17 protein-coding genes and 1 riboswitch are annotated in these 16,988 nt (G+C 49.8%); of the genes, 13 read left to right on the forward strand and 4 right to left on the reverse strand.

The genetic code is table 11. The features are described 5' to 3' along the window. Position 1 precedes the first annotated feature (1 nt). Positions 2 to 1,084: a TIGR04053 family radical SAM/SPASM domain-containing protein gene (locus KNO65_RS12730; RefSeq protein WP_214784668.1), complete on the reverse strand. Its 1,083-nt coding sequence runs from the start codon at positions 1,082 to 1,084 to the stop codon at positions 2 to 4. After that, positions 1,081 to 2,445 (reverse strand): protoporphyrinogen oxidase, encoded by a 1,365-nt coding sequence (hemG, locus tag KNO65_RS12735; RefSeq protein WP_214784671.1) that lies wholly within the window; start codon positions 2,443 to 2,445, stop codon positions 1,081 to 1,083. The genes KNO65_RS12730 and hemG overlap by 4 nt, the downstream gene beginning before the upstream one ends. Before the next feature lie 115 nt (positions 2,446 to 2,560). Here hemG and KNO65_RS12740 point away from each other — a divergent pair, with 115 nt between their 5' ends. Both KNO65_RS12740 and glsA read left to right on the forward strand, forming a co-directional pair. After that, on the forward strand, positions 2,561 to 2,725 hold the full coding sequence (locus KNO65_RS12740) for a hypothetical protein (RefSeq protein ID WP_214784674.1): 165 nt from the start codon (positions 2,561 to 2,563) through the stop codon (positions 2,723 to 2,725). Between the two features lie 48 nt (positions 2,726 to 2,773). Further along, positions 2,774 to 3,715: a glutaminase A gene (glsA, locus tag KNO65_RS12745; RefSeq protein WP_159563499.1), complete on the forward strand. Its 942-nt coding sequence runs from the start codon at positions 2,774 to 2,776 to the stop codon at positions 3,713 to 3,715. Here glsA and KNO65_RS12750 read toward each other — a convergent pair. After that, positions 3,712 to 4,485, reverse strand: coding sequence for a CHAD domain-containing protein (locus tag KNO65_RS12750; protein ID WP_214784677.1), 774 nt, complete (start codon positions 4,483 to 4,485; stop codon positions 3,712 to 3,714). The two genes, glsA and KNO65_RS12750, sit on opposite strands and share 4 nt — an antisense overlap. A 40-nt stretch (positions 4,486 to 4,525) precedes the next feature. On the opposite strand from KNO65_RS12750, the gene KNO65_RS12755 reads away from it, so the two are divergent. The 4 genes from KNO65_RS12755 to KNO65_RS12770 all read left to right on the forward strand — a co-directional run bounded on the left by KNO65_RS12755 (position 4,526) and on the right by KNO65_RS12770 (position 9,167). Then, on the forward strand, positions 4,526 to 5,884 hold the full coding sequence (locus KNO65_RS12755) for an MATE family efflux transporter (protein ID WP_214784680.1): 1,359 nt from the start codon (positions 4,526 to 4,528) through the stop codon (positions 5,882 to 5,884). A 119-nt stretch (positions 5,885 to 6,003) separates the two neighbouring features. After that, positions 6,004 to 7,152 (forward strand): N-acetylglucosamine-6-phosphate deacetylase, encoded by a 1,149-nt coding sequence (gene nagA, locus KNO65_RS12760; RefSeq protein WP_214784683.1) that lies wholly within the window; start codon positions 6,004 to 6,006, stop codon positions 7,150 to 7,152. Then, entirely contained in the window at positions 7,149 to 7,913 is a 765-nt protein-coding gene (gene nagB / locus KNO65_RS12765) for a glucosamine-6-phosphate deaminase (protein ID WP_214784685.1), read from the forward strand. Before nagA ends, nagB begins: the two co-directional genes overlap by 4 nt. A gap of 150 nt (positions 7,914 to 8,063) precedes the next feature. Beyond that, a complete protein-coding gene (locus KNO65_RS12770) occupies positions 8,064 to 9,167 on the forward strand; it encodes an LCP family protein (RefSeq protein WP_214784688.1) in 1,104 nt (367 codons plus the stop codon). A gap of 496 nt (positions 9,168 to 9,663) precedes the next feature. Here KNO65_RS12770 and KNO65_RS12775 read toward each other — a convergent pair whose 3' ends face one another. Continuing rightward, a complete protein-coding gene (locus tag KNO65_RS12775; protein ID WP_015880738.1) occupies positions 9,664 to 10,392 on the reverse strand; it encodes a GntR family transcriptional regulator in 729 nt (242 codons plus the stop codon). 95 nt (positions 10,393 to 10,487) lie between these two features. Here KNO65_RS12775 and KNO65_RS12780 point away from each other — a divergent pair, with 95 nt between their 5' ends. From KNO65_RS12780 to dapD, 7 genes are all read left to right on the forward strand, one after another. Next, a complete protein-coding gene (locus KNO65_RS12780; protein WP_214784691.1) occupies positions 10,488 to 11,648 on the forward strand; it encodes an alanyl-tRNA editing protein in 1,161 nt (386 codons plus the stop codon). Further along, positions 11,642 to 12,070: a GNAT family N-acetyltransferase gene (locus tag KNO65_RS12785; protein ID WP_214784693.1), complete on the forward strand. Its 429-nt coding sequence runs from the start codon at positions 11,642 to 11,644 to the stop codon at positions 12,068 to 12,070. Before KNO65_RS12780 ends, KNO65_RS12785 begins: the two co-directional genes overlap by 7 nt. 77 nt (positions 12,071 to 12,147) lie before the next feature. Next, positions 12,148 to 12,327, forward strand: a riboswitch (Lysine riboswitch). Positions 12,328 to 12,441: 114 nt separating this feature from the next. Next, complete coding sequence (locus KNO65_RS12795) at positions 12,442 to 13,641, forward strand: aspartate kinase (RefSeq protein WP_078147890.1); 1,200 nt, start codon at positions 12,442 to 12,444, stop codon at positions 13,639 to 13,641. A gap of 12 nt (positions 13,642 to 13,653) precedes the next feature. After that, positions 13,654 to 14,649 carry an aspartate-semialdehyde dehydrogenase gene (locus KNO65_RS12800; protein ID WP_214758252.1) on the forward strand — a complete coding sequence of 332 codons (996 nt, stop codon included), beginning with the start codon at positions 13,654 to 13,656 and terminating at the stop codon, positions 14,647 to 14,649. A 12-nt stretch (positions 14,650 to 14,661) separates the two neighbouring features. Beyond that, positions 14,662 to 15,543: a 4-hydroxy-tetrahydrodipicolinate synthase gene (gene dapA, locus KNO65_RS12805; protein ID WP_214784696.1), complete on the forward strand. Its 882-nt coding sequence runs from the start codon at positions 14,662 to 14,664 to the stop codon at positions 15,541 to 15,543. After that, the gene (gene dapB / locus KNO65_RS12810) at positions 15,540 to 16,289 is read left to right on the forward strand and encodes a 4-hydroxy-tetrahydrodipicolinate reductase (protein ID WP_015880744.1); all 750 of its coding nucleotides are present in this window, start codon (positions 15,540 to 15,542) and stop codon (positions 16,287 to 16,289) included. The genes dapA and dapB overlap by 4 nt, the downstream gene beginning before the upstream one ends. Continuing rightward, on the forward strand, positions 16,267 to 16,974 hold the full coding sequence (gene dapD / locus KNO65_RS12815) for a 2,3,4,5-tetrahydropyridine-2,6-dicarboxylate N-acetyltransferase (protein ID WP_015880745.1): 708 nt from the start codon (positions 16,267 to 16,269) through the stop codon (positions 16,972 to 16,974). The genes dapB and dapD overlap by 23 nt, the downstream gene beginning before the upstream one ends. Positions 16,975 to 16,988: the final 14 nt, after the last annotated feature.

The raw sequence follows: 16,988 nt of genomic DNA on the forward strand, positions 1-16,988 counted from the left end.
GTTATTGTGAAACGAGAGGACGTTCTGGTTGATAGATACAGTACGGTTCTGATTCTTTGAAATCGCCAGTGACCGCATAGGCTCTAGCACGCGAACCACCACATAGATAACGATACTCACAGTACCCACACTTTCCGTGATGACTATCCGGATCACGTAGTGCCTTGAATGTCGGATGATGGCGATAAATATCGGCGAGAGGTGTCGTTCGGACGTTTCCGCAGGTGATCGGTAAAAATCCGGACGGCTGTACGTCCCCTGTATGTGAGATAAAGACGAATCCGTTGCCGTCATTCGTCCCACGAGGAGCTTTCGCCAAATCGTCATGTGGATGTCCGATTGGAGGGAGTCCTGCTGCCCGGCGTCGCTGATTTTCTTGGCGGGCGACTCTCCGATAAAATTGGGCTTCCGTCGTCGAGATGATGAAGGGTGCCGTCTCTTGTATGGAGAACGCCCATTTCAATACTTCCTCATGTCGCTCTGGTGTAATGGGTTGTAACAGGGATCCGCGTCCGGTCGGCACGAGGAAAAAGAGCGTCCAGACGGATACACCGAGGGATTCTACGAGCTTCGCCATTTCCGGTAATCGATCGACATTGTATTCGGTCACCGTCGTATTGATTTGAAATGACATCCCTTCTTCTCGGAAATATGAGATTCCTCGAATGGTACGGTCGAAGCTGCCACGTGTACCGCGGAAGTAGTCATGCGTCACGGCGTCCGGTCCGTCAATGGAGAAGGCCCAACGTGACAAACCAGCTGCTTTTGCCCGTTTCACGGCATCGTGAGTCACACGAGGTGTAGCTGAAGGTGTCATGGAGACGCGCATCCCAAGGGAGGAAGCATATGCGGTCAATTCAAATAAATCTTCACGCATGAGAGGATCACCGCCCGTAAAGACGAGAATCGGGTTATCCATCGCATGAATCTCGCGAATCAATGCTTTCCCTTCTTCCGTGTCGAGTTCGTTTTCGTAACGATGAAATTGTGCCTCTGCCCGGCAGTGGACGCAGGAGAGCGCACAGGCCCGTGTGACTTCCCAAATGACGATGAACGGGTTCTCATTATAGTCGATACGTTTCATACCGTCACCGCCTGTCGAAGATGTAAGTGATCGACCGCCCGTTTGGCGGAATCGACGCAGTCAGGTAATCCGACCCCATGGAGAATGGCGCCACACGCTTCGACGCCGTCCCACTTCAAAAGTGCTTCTTCGAACGCGCGGACGTCCTGTTTATGACCGACCTCATACTGTGGCATCGTTTGAATGTGTCGCTCGACTTTCGTGAAGAGGGGAGTCCCGACTTTTTGAATGCGTCGAAGTTCGCCTAAAGCGAAGTTTGCGATTAGATCATCCTCTTCATGGAGCAGGGACGAGACATGTTCTGAACTGATATACATGCGGAGCAATGCTTTTCCTTTAGGTGCTAGGTGCGGCCATTTTTTATGCATCCAGCTACAAGCGGTCAAAGCGTTTCCTTCCGATTTGGCGATGACGTAGCCGGTTCCATCTAACGCATCCACTTCTGACTCGTCGAAGGCGGCGAGTACGGTCATCGAAGAGGTACGTTTTAACGATGACAAACGTTCGGCTTCCGGGAATCCGAGCAAAGGTCCGAGTGCATGCGGCGATGTGGCCATAATGATGCCATCAAACTGTTCGATCGTCCCATCGGCAAATGTGACTTCATGAGGTCGAACGGATTGAACGACCGTCTTTAACATGAGTCGATCAATCGACGGACGGAGCGCCTCGACGAGTGCTCCGAGTCCTTGCTCAATCGACAGGAACTTACCAGTCTCGGACGGCTTTACACCGGCTTGGACGGGAGGAGTGAGTGCTTTCATTCCGAGAATCAGACTGCGAGTTTTTTGTTCAATCGTGATAAACTGAGGGAAAGTAGACTCGATGCTCATGTCATCGAGTGTCCCGTTGTAAATCCCTGACAGAAGTGGTTCGATCATCGTATCGACGACTTCTGAGCCAAGTCTCGTCCGAAAGAAACGGTCGAGCGAGATATCCTCTCCTGTATACACGCGTGGAATCACGAGATCGAATCCGGCGCGAAGTTTTCCTCTCCAAGTAAAGAGATCCGTTTTGACCATCGGCCAAAACTTGGTCGGGATGCCCATGACCGATCCGGCCGGCATCTGTCTCAGTTGCTTCCGTACGTAAATGTAAGAAGTCCCGGTTCTGGAGCGGACGAGTTGATCTGCGAGACCGAGATCGGTAATGAGTGATGTCAAGGTCGGCTTTCGTGCCATATAACCGTCGGGTCCAGTCTCTAACGTAAAACCATCCCGATAAATGGTCTTAATTTTTCCACCGAGACGGTCCTGCGCCTCAATCAATGTGACATGAGCTCCGGCTTCTTTGGCATAATAGGCTGCGGCAAGTCCGGTGATGCCACCTCCGATAATCGCGATTCGATTCAATTGATTCACCCATTTCTCTAAAATTGTTGTCGTCTTAACGGTACCGAGAATGTTGATGGAGATATAGGATAAGTGTCACGGACTTCTAGACAAATTTGTCACGAATTCGAAAGGGGACGATGGAATGGCTTCCTTCCTCATCGTTGCGACTCTTGTGATGGTGGGCATAATTGGGTTTATTGTGGTGATGAATCGGCATGGAGAAAAGTTGGTTGGAGACGAGGAAAGTCCACCGATGATTTGGGCGGATGAAGACTGGTATAAAGATGATGGACCACCAGACGGGTAATATGATAAGATGACCCGGTTGAAATTTGATGGAACATGAGGTGATGGAATGAATGTACTCGAACAACAGTTGAATCACTTGGTTGATGAGTGTCGTCCGTACACGGCTCAAGGGAAAGTGGCGGATTATATCCCTGAACTCGCACATGTGAAAAACGATTTACTCGGGGTGGCGATTTGTTTGCCGGATGGTACGTATATTCACGCGGGGGATGTTCATCACAAGTTTACGATTCAGAGCGTATCGAAGGCGCTCACACTTTGTTATGTATTGATGGAGTTCGGGGAGGACTATGTCTTTTCGAAAGTAGGGATGGAGCCGACGGGGGACGCATTCAACTCCATCGCCAAACTCGAGGAAACGGTCCCGTCAAAACCACTGAATCCGATGATCAACGCCGGAGCGTTAGCGGTGACGAGTATGATTTTGGGGGAGACGGCAGAACTCAAAATCTATCAGTTCCGCCAGTTTTTAGCGACGTTGTTAAATCGCTCGGTCGAGGAGGTCACGTACGACGAAAAAGTCGCCCGCTCTGAATACGAGACGACCGACTTGAACCGTGCCCTGCTCTATTTCATGCGTCATCATGGAATTGTGGATGGAGACGTCGATGAGATCATTGATGTGTATACGAAACAGTGTGCCATCGAGATTGATTGTTTTGATTTGGCGCGAATCGGGCGTGTCTTTGCAGGGAATGGAGAAGACCCGGATACGGGCGAAGAGTTGATTCCACGTCGGGTCGTCCGAATCGTCAAGGCCATCATGACGACGTGTGGCATGTATGATGCATCGGGTGAGTTCGCTGTCCGGGTCGGTCTTCCGGGAAAAAGTGGGGTATCGGGTGCCATCTTGGCGGTCGGGAACCACGAACTGGACTTGAATAACGTTGGGTTTGGCATATTTGGCCCGGCACTTGATTCAAAAGGGAACTCGATTGCCGGAATGAAGTTGTTGGAACTACTGATTGAGCGCTATACTTCGCGCTAAATCGAGAGGTGCTCCACGGATGCATCGAGTTCCTGCTGTAATGTTTCAATTTTTCTGTCGTATGCAGACTGTAGTTCAGCTGGAGGGGTGAAGGCGCGCCAACGTTTTAACAGTTGGTCATGGTCGTTCATATCACCGAGTTCAGTTTGCATCTTTTTTAACGTGCGGACAGTGTCCATCGAAGCATCCGATTCATAGCTTAGCAAGTACTCATGTAAGTAACGTTCGCGTTTGACGGCTAAACGGACTTTATGGAGTGCTTCAAGCTGTTCTTTTCCATCGGATTGTTCGTGATAGACGCGTACACGTTGCTTGCGCTCGCTTTTCGCCTTTTCTAACATCGGGGAAGCGTTCGTTTTTTTGAACGCACGAAATAGCGGTCCACCGATGAAACGACGTACTTGTTGATCGAGCGACGGTGTCATTTTTTCACTGACACGGGTAGATAGAATCGTCCGTGCGATGGCACGTTGTGTCTCCATGGCTTCAAGAAACGCATGGTCGAGTTCGGATTTAGAATCAAACGTTTCGATGAGGACGTCGAGGTCGCGCACATGACCGAGTGCCTCCATCAATTGTTTGAGTTGTCGAAACGTCGCCGGCTTCGTTTCGTATAGTTGCATGAAGGTGATCAGTTTCCGTAAATGCACTCGGGCGCGATGAATATCTTCTGAATTGTTAAAGGTGAGGGCTTCCGTCACATAGTGATTGAACGTGTTCCACGTTTCCAACAGTTCAAATTTAAGTTTTTCTGCATGCCGTTGATTCATGATTATAAGTTCCTTTCTGAAAAAGAGATGAGGGTTGTCCATGTACCAAACACATTCATTAAACGAAAAAATCAAACTGTTCTTCACGATTTTCTTTCCAATTTTAGTCACGCAAGTGTCTTTTTATTTGATTAGCTTTTTTGATACCGTCATGTCCGGACGGGCGGGTGCCGTCGATTTGGCAGGTGTCGGAGTCGGTTCAAGCTTGTGGATGCCGGTGTATACCGGACTGAGTGGAATCTTGCTGGCGGTGGCCCCGATCGTTTCGCAAGCGCTTGGTGCGCGAGACCGTCAACAGATTCAACGAACCTTGTTTCAAGGTATCTATTTAGCCATCATGCTAAGCGTAATCACGCTGACGTTGGGTTCATTCCTTGTGCCGATGGCAATCGAGAGCATGGGGCTCAGTGTAGAAGGGAAACGAATCGCGACGCAATACTTGCTTGCCCTTGGATTCGGTGTCTTGCCGATGTTCCTGTTCAATGTGCTACGCACGCTCATGGATGCCTTGGGCAAGACGCGAGTCTCGATGATCCTCATACTATTAGGGTTACCCATTAATGTCGGATTAAATTACATCTTCATCTTCGGAAAACTGGGGGTGCCGGCGTACGGCGGAGTTGGAGCGGGAATCGCCTCAAGCATCACTTACTGGCTACTCTTCTTCATGGCCTTCTTCTTCGTGAGAAACGGGAAGCCGTTCCGCGAATACAAGTTTTTACGGACGACCGAACGAATGGTCTGGCTCCGACAAAAAGAGCTGTTACAACTTGGGACGCCAATCGGGCTCGCCATTTTCGCAGAAGTCAGCATCTTTGCGGCGGTCACGGTATTGCTCAGTTCATACGGTGACCAAATCGTCGCGGCTCACCAAGCGGCGATTAACTTCGCTTCGTTTGTTTACATGTTGCCACTCTCAGCATCGAGCGCATTGACGATCGTCGTGGGGTATGAGCTTGGCGCGAAACGACTGCAGGATGCCGTCCGCTATGCAAAAATCGGGCTCGCGCTCTGTCTCGGTGTTTCTATCTTTTCCGGTGCTTTTTTGTTTTGGCAAAACGAACGGGTCGCGGCTATTTATACGAATGATCCGACGGTCGTGGACCTTGCAGCTCACTTTATGATCTTCGCTGTATTCTTCCAACTGTCAGATGCTGTCGCGGCACCGATCCAAGGGATATTACGTGGTTTTAAAGACGTCAACATCACGCTCGTCCTTTCACTCGTCGCTTATTGGGTCATCGGTTTACCACTCGGGTATGTCTTGGCAGAGCACGCCGGATTTGGACCAGACGGTTATTGGATTGGTTTGATTGCCGGACTCGCAGCCGGAGCGGTCTTGTTATTCCTCCGGTTAGTATGGATTGTCCGGCGCTACGGGACGGTTCAATCGATATAAAAAAGAAGAAGATTGTTCGCAAATGTGAACAATTTTTTATTTATTTAAAATTGGTCTATACAACTATACTTTTATCCGATATGATAACATGGAGGAAAACAAAAAGGAGTGGTGAACCGATGGGGACATTGATCAATGCTCGTATCGTGTCAGCAGAACAAACATGGGAACGTGGATATATCAGATGGAATGGTCAAACGATTGATGAGATTGGATCGATGGACCAGTTTGAACAACAGGATGAGCCTGTGATTGATGTCGCTGGAGCGCTCGTGACACCGGGTCTCATCGATGTACATATCCATGGGGGATATGAAGTCGATACGATGGATGCGGATGAATCAAAACTTCGACGATTGAGTAACGACATGCTACAGGAAGGTGTCACGTCCTTTTTCGCGACGACGATCACGCAGTCAAAAGAAGCGATTGAGCATGCATTGAAGGCAGTCCGAAATGTCATTGAAGCGCAGGATACGACACTCATCGGAATCCACTTGGAAGGTCCATTTGTCAACGTGGAGATGGCTGGGGCACAACCGGCAGAATATATTATCGACCCGGACGCCGAGCAGTTCCGGAAATGGCAAGAGCTTGCCGGCGGTCATATCCGTCTTGTCACTTATGCACCGGAACGTCCAGGTGCACGTGAGTTTGAAGCTGTTCTTCGCGAAACCGGTGCAATCGGTTCGGCGGGCCATACGAGTGCGACATTTGAAGAGAACAAGCAGGCGGGCGTCAAACACGGGACGCATCTTTATAACCAAATGCGTGGGTTGCACCATCGAGAACCCGGAACGGTTGGGTATTGTCTCTTAGAGAGTGGGGTCATCGCGGAAATCATTCCGGATGGGATTCATAGTCGTCCGGAGATGGTCGACTTCGCGTTTCGCTTAAAAGGAGCAGATGAACTTGTCGTCATCACGGATGCGATGCGAGCAAAAGGACTTCCGGACGGACAATATGAGCTTGGCGGTCAACCGGTCATCGTAGCGGACGGGGCTGCGCGACTTCAAGCCGGGAACCTGGCGGGCAGTGTGTTGACGATGGATGCCGCATTCCGAAACATTCAGGCATATACGGGATGTACGGTGGAAGAAGCGGTCAAAATGACCTCGACGAATGCAGCCAAAGAATTTGGGTTGACGACAAAAGGCGATATCAAATCGGGGTTTGATGCAGACCTTGTCGTTTGGGATGACATGACACATGTTCAGATGACTTTCGTTAAAGGTCGAATCGTATATGAACGGGGGGAACAAAGATGAATGTACTAGTCGCAAAGACGGCGAACGATGCGGAACGAATCGCCTATACGCTAATCAAAGAACGGATTTCAGGGAAACATGACTTTGTACTCGGTCTCGCAACCGGTAGCACACCGGTCGGGATGTATCAGATGTTTAAACAGGACGCGCTCGATTGTAGCCATGTGACGAGCGTCAATTTAGATGAATATATCGGATTATCGCCCGAACATCCTCAAAGCTATAACCGCTTCATGAAAGATCGACTCTTCGATGAGGTACCATTCAAACAAAGTCACCTCCCTCAAGGGGACGCACCGGACCCGGAAGTGGAAGCTTCACGTTATGAAGAACTTGTTCGGACACTCGGTGTCGATTTACAGCTATTAGGGATTGGTGAGAATGGGCATATCGCCTTCAATGAACCGGGTACAGCGCTCGACGCGAAGACACATGTGACCGAACTCACGGAGTCTACTCGGGAAGCCAATCGTCGATTCTTTGATCGGTTAGAAGATGTACCGACACACGCCATCACGATGGGGCTCGATACAATCATGAACGCACGTGAAATCGTCCTAGTCGCGACAGGGGAGCGGAAAGCTGAAGCGGTACAGCACATGATTGAAAGCGTACCGACGGTCGACTGGCCGGCCACAATCCTACAGGCCCATCCAGGTGTGACGGTCGTGCTCGACTGTGCGGCTGCATCGCGCTGTGCGGAATCCTTACAAGCCCGTGGGCAAGAAGCGGCAACACGATTTTTCACCATTCGGGATTAACGAACCTGCGGAGTCATCTCCGCGGGTTTTTCTGTGTTCAACTGTGGGAAAATGTAAAGAAACGAATTTGTCATCAAAACGTTTTCGACAAATTTCCCGCTTTCCTCTATAATGAGTAAAGCTCATTATTTTGACTCGAAGGAGACCGATATGAATTCTAGAACACATGCTCGCAGACAGCGCACAGGTCCGTCTGCGTTTTATAAGATATTTAGTGCCCTCGTGCTGATTGCGATTATTGCTGGATCTAGCATTTACGGTACAGCGTTTTACAAAGCTCACAATATGTTGTCAGGCACCCAAGTCACATTAGAGGATGACCCGACGGTTGAGCCGACTCGTTATGATAAAGAAGATACGGAGACGTTCTTGATTTTAGGGACAGACCTTTCTCCACAGAAGAAAGCGCGCGGTGAGTTCGGACGATCAGACGTCATGATTGTCGTCATTTTAAACAAGAAAGAAAAACAGACGACGATGCTCAGTATCCCGCGTGACTCGTATGTCAATATCGACTACACGGGATATAACATTCCTTATGGCAAGACGGGACTTGACCAAGACAAGATCACCCACGCTTACTATTTCGGTTCGATGGATGAATCGAATCCGAACAACGGGATGCGGATGGCGACGAACACGATCGAAGATTTAGTCGGTGTTGAAATCGACCATGTCGTCTCGCTCAACTTCCAAGGGTTCGTTGATTTCATTGATGCGGTAGGTGGCGTTGAGATTGATGTTCCGTTCTCATCACAACAAAACAGTTACGATGCGTCACGTGAGACAGTTCAAATCGAACAAGGACTTCAACAGCTTTCTGGTGAAGAGGCACTTGCCTACGTTCGAAATCGATACGATGATCCACGTGGGGACATCGGTCGTGGACAACGCCAGATGGAAGTCATCAATGCCGTGCTCGAACAATCACTCGGCACTTCACTCCTAAACAATTACGATAAGGTCTTGAAAGCCGTCGGCGACAACATGCAGACGACACTTGGCCCGAATGACTATATGCGTTTAATTGAAGATGTTGGCGCGCTTCACAATACGGTGCAATATCAATTGACTGGAGAAGGTGCCCGGGCAGATGACGGACACTTCTACTATTTCTTGAACGAACCGCTTCTTGAAGAAGTACGCTATCGTGTACAACAAGCGGACGCCGGTAATCGTGTCGAGCCGATGACGGATACGGAATTAGAATCTTACACGTTGGACCCGAATGGAATAACGTACGAAGCACAATAAAGTTTGACTTACGAAAAATGCAAAACGCTCAGAATTCATCTTCTGAGCGTTTTTTATGTGGCAGTGTATTTCAGGTCAGACCGCTTTTTTGCGTGGGATTACTTGAAAATAATTTAGTCGATGATGTTCCCACTCAAAAATTTGGTATCACAGTAAGGACAACGATATACATCATCCACGTCAGTATCATGGTCAAATCGTAGTGGTAGTCGTCTTTTACACTGTGGACATTTCCATAAAGTGAGGGATATGACGAGGAAGATTACAAATAAAGATGCTCCTAAAATCGTCAACCATGTCGAGCCTATCAGGATATTGATCAGACTAAGTGGAATCGAGATAAATAAACAAAGTAATGCGATTTTTCGATATTTCATAATATCAACTACCTTAGACAATGTTCTCCCCCCTTTAACATCTTTATACGTAGAATAAGATTGTTTAGTTCCAATATGAGTCGAAAAGAGGGTGGGAAATCGTATTTCTGTTTCGTGTGTTATATGCGATCCATGGCGACAGTGAAAGAGTACGAGTCGCCACGGAAAAGGGAACGGCTGTATTCAAACATACCGCCATCCTCGAGATATGTTCGCTGGTCAATCAACAAGACCGGTGCGTTCGGAGAAATGGTGAGGAGCTTGGCTTCTTCTGGACCGGCGCTTCGGGCTTCGAGTGTTTGTGTTGCATTCTTCAAGCGTAAGCCATGCTGTTCGGCATACGCATAGATCGATCCCGTGGCGTCATCTTGCGTCAGGTCAGGCAATAAATGAACGGGAATATAGGCGGTCTCGAGCGCAAGTGGATGATCATCGGCGAGTCGTAGCCGTTTCATCTCATAAACCGGTGTTTGATTTGGGATACTCAGTTGCTGCGCGATGCGATCCGTTGCCGGAATGACCTCGTATGACAAGAGACGGCTAAGCGGTCGCATACCTCGATGTTTGATTTCCTCGGAAAAACTTGTCAGTCCCGATAACGTCATCGCAATCTTCTGACTCGCGACGAATGTGCCTCGTCCTTTTTGACGGCTCAAATAACCGGCGTTGACGAGGTTCATAATGGCTTGACGAATCGTCATCCGACTGACGTGAAATTGCTCCGAAAATTCACGCTCTGAAGGCAAGGTGTCTCCTGGTTTTAACAATCCGTCATCAATTTGTTGCTTTAAGTACGCTTCAATTTGATAATAAATAGGTAACGGAGATTGTTTATCGATTTCTAACATATCATTTCGCTCCTGACTGAGAAGATGTATGTTTCATTATAGACGAAATTAAACTAGTTGTCTGAACAGATTATAGAGAGAGGGTGGAGGACAAGATGGAACCATATACAGCAAATGCAGTCGTGACCTCAATAAAGGAAGACGGCAACGGTCATTGGCACACACTCGAGAACAGCCCGTTTTATGCGGAAGGTGGGGGACAACCGGCTGACCGTGGATGGATTGGGACGCTTCCTGTATTGGACGTACAAATCAAGGGCGGGGAAGTGTGGCATCTCTTGTCAGAATCATTACCAGCGGGCAAAGCGGTAGAAGTTCGAATCGATGAGGACGTCAGACGGGATCATTCCATCCAGCATACTGCTCAACATGTGATAACGGCGATTTTGGAAGACCGCCATGGCATTCGGACGCTCAGCTTTGGAATCGGAGAGACCGATTCATCTATTGAGATTGAAACGGCAACGATGGACTGGGCGCACGTTGAAGCACTTGAACAAGAGATGCAACAACTGATCTTTGAAAACCGTCCGATTCATGTCTACGAGATTCCGGAAGAAGAAGTAGACCGGATGCGTTTACGGAAAGAGACGGACCGAACGGGGATGATTCGCATCGTCGAAATCGAAGGTCTAGATTACAATGCATGTGGTGGCACTCATGTGGAGACAACGGGACAACTCGGTACCATCCATGTGACGGCGGTGAAGAAAGTGAGGGGGAATCTCCGCTTGACGTATGTGGCGGGAAGTCGAGCGATCAAGGCGACTCAACAAGCGCGAGCAGCGTTGCGGACGATTCACCATACATTCTCGACAACGAATGAATCCGTGGCAGCCCGTGTAATCGAAGAACATACGATTCGTTTGGAACGTGAAAAAGAAATCAAAACGCTCGAAGAACGGATTGCCAAAGCGAAAGTGGAGGCCGTGTTGAAAGAAGATAACTATGTGGCCTTACATGTCGGGAGAACAGAAGCGGAAACGTTGACGACCGCCATCATCGAACGAATCGCAGCAACAGGACGAATTGCCGTTGGCGCCAACTATGGAACGCAGAAATTGTTCGTTATGCATGACGGGACACAGGATATCGCCGTCGGCACATTCTTGAAAGCGGCGCTCCAAGAGATGCAGATCGGTCGTGGCGGTGGAAGCCATAAGCAGGCCCAAGCGCGTTTCACATCCGTAGCGGAACTAGAAAAGGGAATCGAAGAAATCGTGAAACGATTGCAGGAAGGAGTTTTACCATGTTGATCATTCAATCGGGAAACGAACCAGCGTTGATTGAACAGGCCAAACAAGTGCGGGAGATCGTATTCGTTCAGGAACAAGGAATTGATGCGAGTTTAGAATACGATGATTTAGACGATATGTGTACACATGTGGTCGGGCTCCTTGACTCCGAACCTGTGACGACAGCGCGTCTTCGTCCAGTCGACTCGACTGTCGGAAAAGTGGAGCGAGTGGCGACGATTCAATCGGCCCGGGGTCATGGATATGGGAAAGACATTATGATTGAAGTTGAACGTGTCGCGAAACGTCAAGGGTTGGTTGAACTACGATTGGGTGCACAACTGACGGCGCTTCCGTTTTATGAAAAGCTCGGGTACGAGGCGTTCGGAGATGAGTTTTTGGATGCCAATCTCCCACACCGCATGATGCGAAAAACATGGTAATCCTTTTTTGAAATATCCCATTTTTCTAAAAAAAGGTTGGCAAGAAGATTTCGTTTTGTTATAACTAATACTAACAACTGACAGATAGAGGTTGCGAATGACATGAGTAAGCTTGGTTGAAACGGACGCACTCCGGACCGAGCCGAAAGGGGAAATTCGCCGAAGTCGACGTTCACGTGCGTGTGAATGAAGGCTGGGGTAGTCGTGAACAACGCCTACACTGCCATGGTCAACTACCATGGAGCGCTATCTACGGAACGATTCTTTAATCGTTTTTCAACTGCGCGTATAAGCGGCAGACCGTAGGGAGAGTGCTTCCTACCGGTTTGCCGCTTTTTCTGTTGGTGGACATCTTGAAAGTGGGGAACTTGATGACAACCGTACTGAAATTTGGTGGCAGCTCCGTTGCCACAATCGAACAAATACAAGCCATTTCGGACTATTTACAGACACGTGTGGCGACCGGTGAAAAATTGGTCGTCGTCGTATCGGCGATGGGCAAAACGACAGATTCGCTCTTGTCGCTCGCCAAACAAATCACGGATCGCCCGATGATTCGCGAACTCGACCGGCTACTCGCCGTCGGGGAAGAACAGACAATTAGCCTACTCAGTATCGCCTTGAACTCGCGAGGCGTACCGGCCATCTCATTAACAGGACAGCAAGCCGGGATTGATACGATGGGCATTCATACGAAGAGCAAAATCAAAGCGATTCGGAAAGAAGTGTTACACGAGAAGTTGCGTCAATACGACGTCCTGATTGTCGCCGGATTCCAAGGCGTGAATGAAGCGGGAGACGTCACGACCCTTGGGCGTGGCGGTTCGGACACGACAGCCGTCGCACTGGCGGCCGTCCTCAGTCAGCGTTGTGAAATTTATACGGACGTCGCGGGTGTATATACGACGGACCCACGAATCCATCCGACGGCGAAACGGCTTGATACGGTCTCCTATGACGAGATGATGGAGATGAGTGCACTCGGTTCAAAAGTGATGGAGATGCGAAGCGTGGAGCTCGCAAAGAAATATGACGTCAATATTTTTGTTGGGAAGACGCTTTCGAGCGAAGGAGGAACATGGATCATGGATACGACGCAAGCGATGGAACAGAAAGCAGTCACGAGTGTGAGTGTCGTCAAGAACGTACTCAGTGTCTCAATCAAACATATTCCGCATACGGCGGCGGGAGTCGCAGACATCTTTGAACGATTGTCAGAGCGACACGTCAACATCGATATGATTTCACAGACGGCATTCGACGGCGAAGTGTTCCTCTCGTTCACATGTCCGCTCGATGAAGAGGCGTTTTTAGAAGAGGCGCTCGCAGAGTTGACAGCGACCTTGCCTCAAATCAAAATCGATCGTCACACGGAACATGCAAAAATTTCTGTCGTCGGAATCGGTATGCGAGACGCGACAGGGGTCGCATCAGAGCTCTTCGCGACATTCCGTGAGATGGGGATTCCATTCTATCAAGTCACGACGTCTGAAATCAGTATTTCCTATACGATTCAAGAACAAGATGTGGAAGCGGCAGTCGCAGCCATTGCGGCCCGGTTTCACTTATAAGGGGGGAGCATAATGTATAACGTAGCAGTCGTCGGTGCGACAGGTGCCGTCGGACAAAAAATGATTGACGTCTTAACAGAATATGAATTTCCAATCAGCGAACTGAGACTCTATGCTTCAGCCCGCTCGGCAGGAAAGACGGTCGAGGTGAATGGGCAATCGATCGTGATTCGTGAATTGACCGATGCGATTTATGCGGACCCGATCGATATCGCACTCTTCTCTGCAGGTGGGAGCATCAGTGAACAATATGCCCCTCGGTTGAGTGAGCAAGGAGTCATTGTCATCGATAATTCAAGTGCATTCCGAATGCAAGAAGGAATTCCACTCATCGTACCGGAAGTGAACCGAGTCGAACTCAGTCCGGAGAGAACGCTCATCGCGAACCCGAACTGTTCCACGATTCAATCGGTCGTGGCGCTCGCGCCTCTAGCGGAAGTATACGGACTGACACGCGTCGCCTATACATCTTATCAAGCGGTATCGGGATCGGGTCAAAAAGGGATCGATGACCTCGAGCGCGGTGCGCGCGGAGAGGAACCGACGAATTATCCGTATCCGATTTATGATAACGTGTTGCCGCACATCGATGTGTTTCTAGAAAATGGCTATACGAAAGAAGAACAGAAGATGATGGATGAGACACGTAAGATTTTAAATGCGCCAAACCTCGGGGTGACGGCCACTTGTGTCCGGGTGCCGGTGCGAAACAGTCATGCGGTCTCAATCACGGTGTCGCTCGAGCGAGATGCGACGGTCGCAGAACTGAAAGCAGTCCTTGCCGATGCACCAGGGGTCGTGTTAATGGACAATCCATCCGAATTGACATATCCGACACCGCTCGATGCGAACGGGACGGATGAGGTGTATGTCGGACGAATTCGCCGAGACGATTCACAACCCAATACGTTCCATCTTTGGTGCGTTGCAGATAACGTCCGAAAAGGGGCGGCAGCGAATGCCGTTCAAATCGCACAATGTATGATTAGTCAAACAGCGACGAAATAAGGAGGAGATGACATGTTCACAGGAGTGGCGACAGCACTAGCTACCCCATTTCAAGAAAATGGGCAGTTGAATCTAGAAGCATGGGCGGCATTAATTGAAGACCAAATCCAAGAAGGTGTGACGGGTCTCGTCATCGGTGGGACGACCGGCGAAGGGATGACAATCACTGATGACGAGTTTGAGACATTGCTCGTTCTAGCGGTGGAGGTCGCAAACGGTCGAGCCGTGATCATCGCGGGGACCGGTTCGAACAATACAGCAGTCAGTATTGAGAAAACGAAACGGGCCGCCGAACTTGGTGCGGAGATGGCGATGGTCGTCACACCGTACTATAACAAGTCGACACAGGTCGGGCTGATTGCTCACTTTACTGCGATTGCGGATGCGTCACCGATTCCGCTCATGCTCTACAATGTTCCGTCACGGACGGGTGTCGCCTTGGCACCGGAAACGGTCGGTGAGCTCGCGGAACATCCGCGCATCACGGCCTTGAAAGAAGCGAGTGGGGATATCTCGGTCATGGCGCAGATGATGGCCCATATTCCGGAAGGGTTCACCGTTTACTGTGGAAATGACGATCAAATCTTGCCGTACATGGCTTGGGGCGCACAAGGGGTCGTCTCCGTTTTATCAAACGTCTATCCGGGAGCGACGGTCGCGTTGGCAGACGCCCTATTGGCGGGTGATTTGCAGACAGCACGTACGTGGCAAATTCGTTTACTCCCAGTCATCGATGAACTTTTCGCAGAAGTGAATCCGATTCCGGTGAAGGCAGCGCTTCAAGCGCGAGGATTTGAAGTCGGTGCGCCACGTCTGCCGCTCGTTCCAATGAGCGCGACGGCTGAGGCGAAATTACTATCGGCGATGGAACAATTCAATGAGGTGAGACAATGAATGTTCTCATCCATGGTTTTGGCGCAATGGGACGCATTGTCGAAGAGGTCGCTCATGCGCAAGGTGTAAACGTAACGGCAATCGTCTCACCGGGAAGTGACGAGCACACGGCGACTCTGAATGAGGTGGACGTACCCGTCGATGTCGTGATCGACTTTTCGAACCCGGCGTTACTCCCTGATTTACTCGCGTTCGGACGGGAGCGCAATATTCCGCTCGTCATTGCGACGACGGGCTTCACACCGGAAGAATTGGCCGAGATCGAGACGGCTTCACAAGAGATCCCAATCTTTCAGTCTTATAACACCTCATATGGGATTGCACTGTTGAAACAGTTGCTCGACCAACTCGTCCCACTCACTCTCGGATATGATATTGAAGTGATTGAGGCACACCATCGGAAGAAAGTGGACGCACCAAGCGGGACGGCAGAATTATTGGCACGTGCCATCGAAGCGAAGCGTGACGTGACACCGATTTACGAACGAACGTCACGTCGGGAAGCGCGTGGAGCTGAAGAGTTAGGAATGCATTCCATTCGGGGTGGCACGATTTTCGGTGAGCATACCGTGCTCTTCGCCGGAGATGATGAAATGATTGAACTGAAACATACCGCGTTATCGAAACGCGTCTTTGCAAACGGGGCCCTTGCCGCTGCGGCAACGATCATTGATCGCCCGGCAGGACTTTATAATCTATCGAACTTATACGAGGAGGCTACTCATGTTACTCACAAACGCTTATGAAATCGCACAATATATTAAAGATGCTAAGAAGGAAACACCAGTCAAGCTTTACGTCAACGGTCAATTGGCAGGTCTTGAAATCGAGGAGGCGAAAGCATTCGGAACGGATGAGTCGAAACTGTTCTTGACGACGGCAGAACGCGCTGCGGCATTTTTGGAAGCAAATGCATCGGTCATCACGGATTCACATCTTGAATACGACCGTCGCAACAGTGCCGTACCGATGCTTGATACGACACGACTCAATGCCCGAATCGAACCAGGATCGTTCATCCGAGACCACGTCCAAATCGGAAACAACGCGGTTGTCATGATGGGAGCTGTCGTCAACATCGGAGCGGTCATCGGAGATGGTTCGATGGTCGACATGAACGCTGTCATCGGAGCGCGCGGAACGCTCGGGAAGAACGTTCACCTTGGCGCAGGTGCCGTGGTCGCAGGGGTTCTTGAGCCACCTTCAAAAGATCCGGTCATCATCGAGGATGGTGTCATGATTGGGGCGAACGCAGTCATCTTGGAGGGCGTTCGCGTCGGTGAAAATGCGGTTGTCGCGGCAGGCAGTGTCGTCACACAAGACGTACCTCCAGGCGTCGTCGTTGCGGGAACACCGGCACGAATCATCAAACAGAAAGATGAAAAAACTTCTGAAAAAACGCAACTTGTTGATGACTTACGCTCTCTCTAACGTATAATAGACAG

The organism is Exiguobacterium sp. S3 (genome assembly GCF_018617295.1).
Classification (GTDB): domain Bacteria; phylum Bacillota; class Bacilli; order Exiguobacteriales; family Exiguobacteriaceae; genus Exiguobacterium; species Exiguobacterium profundum.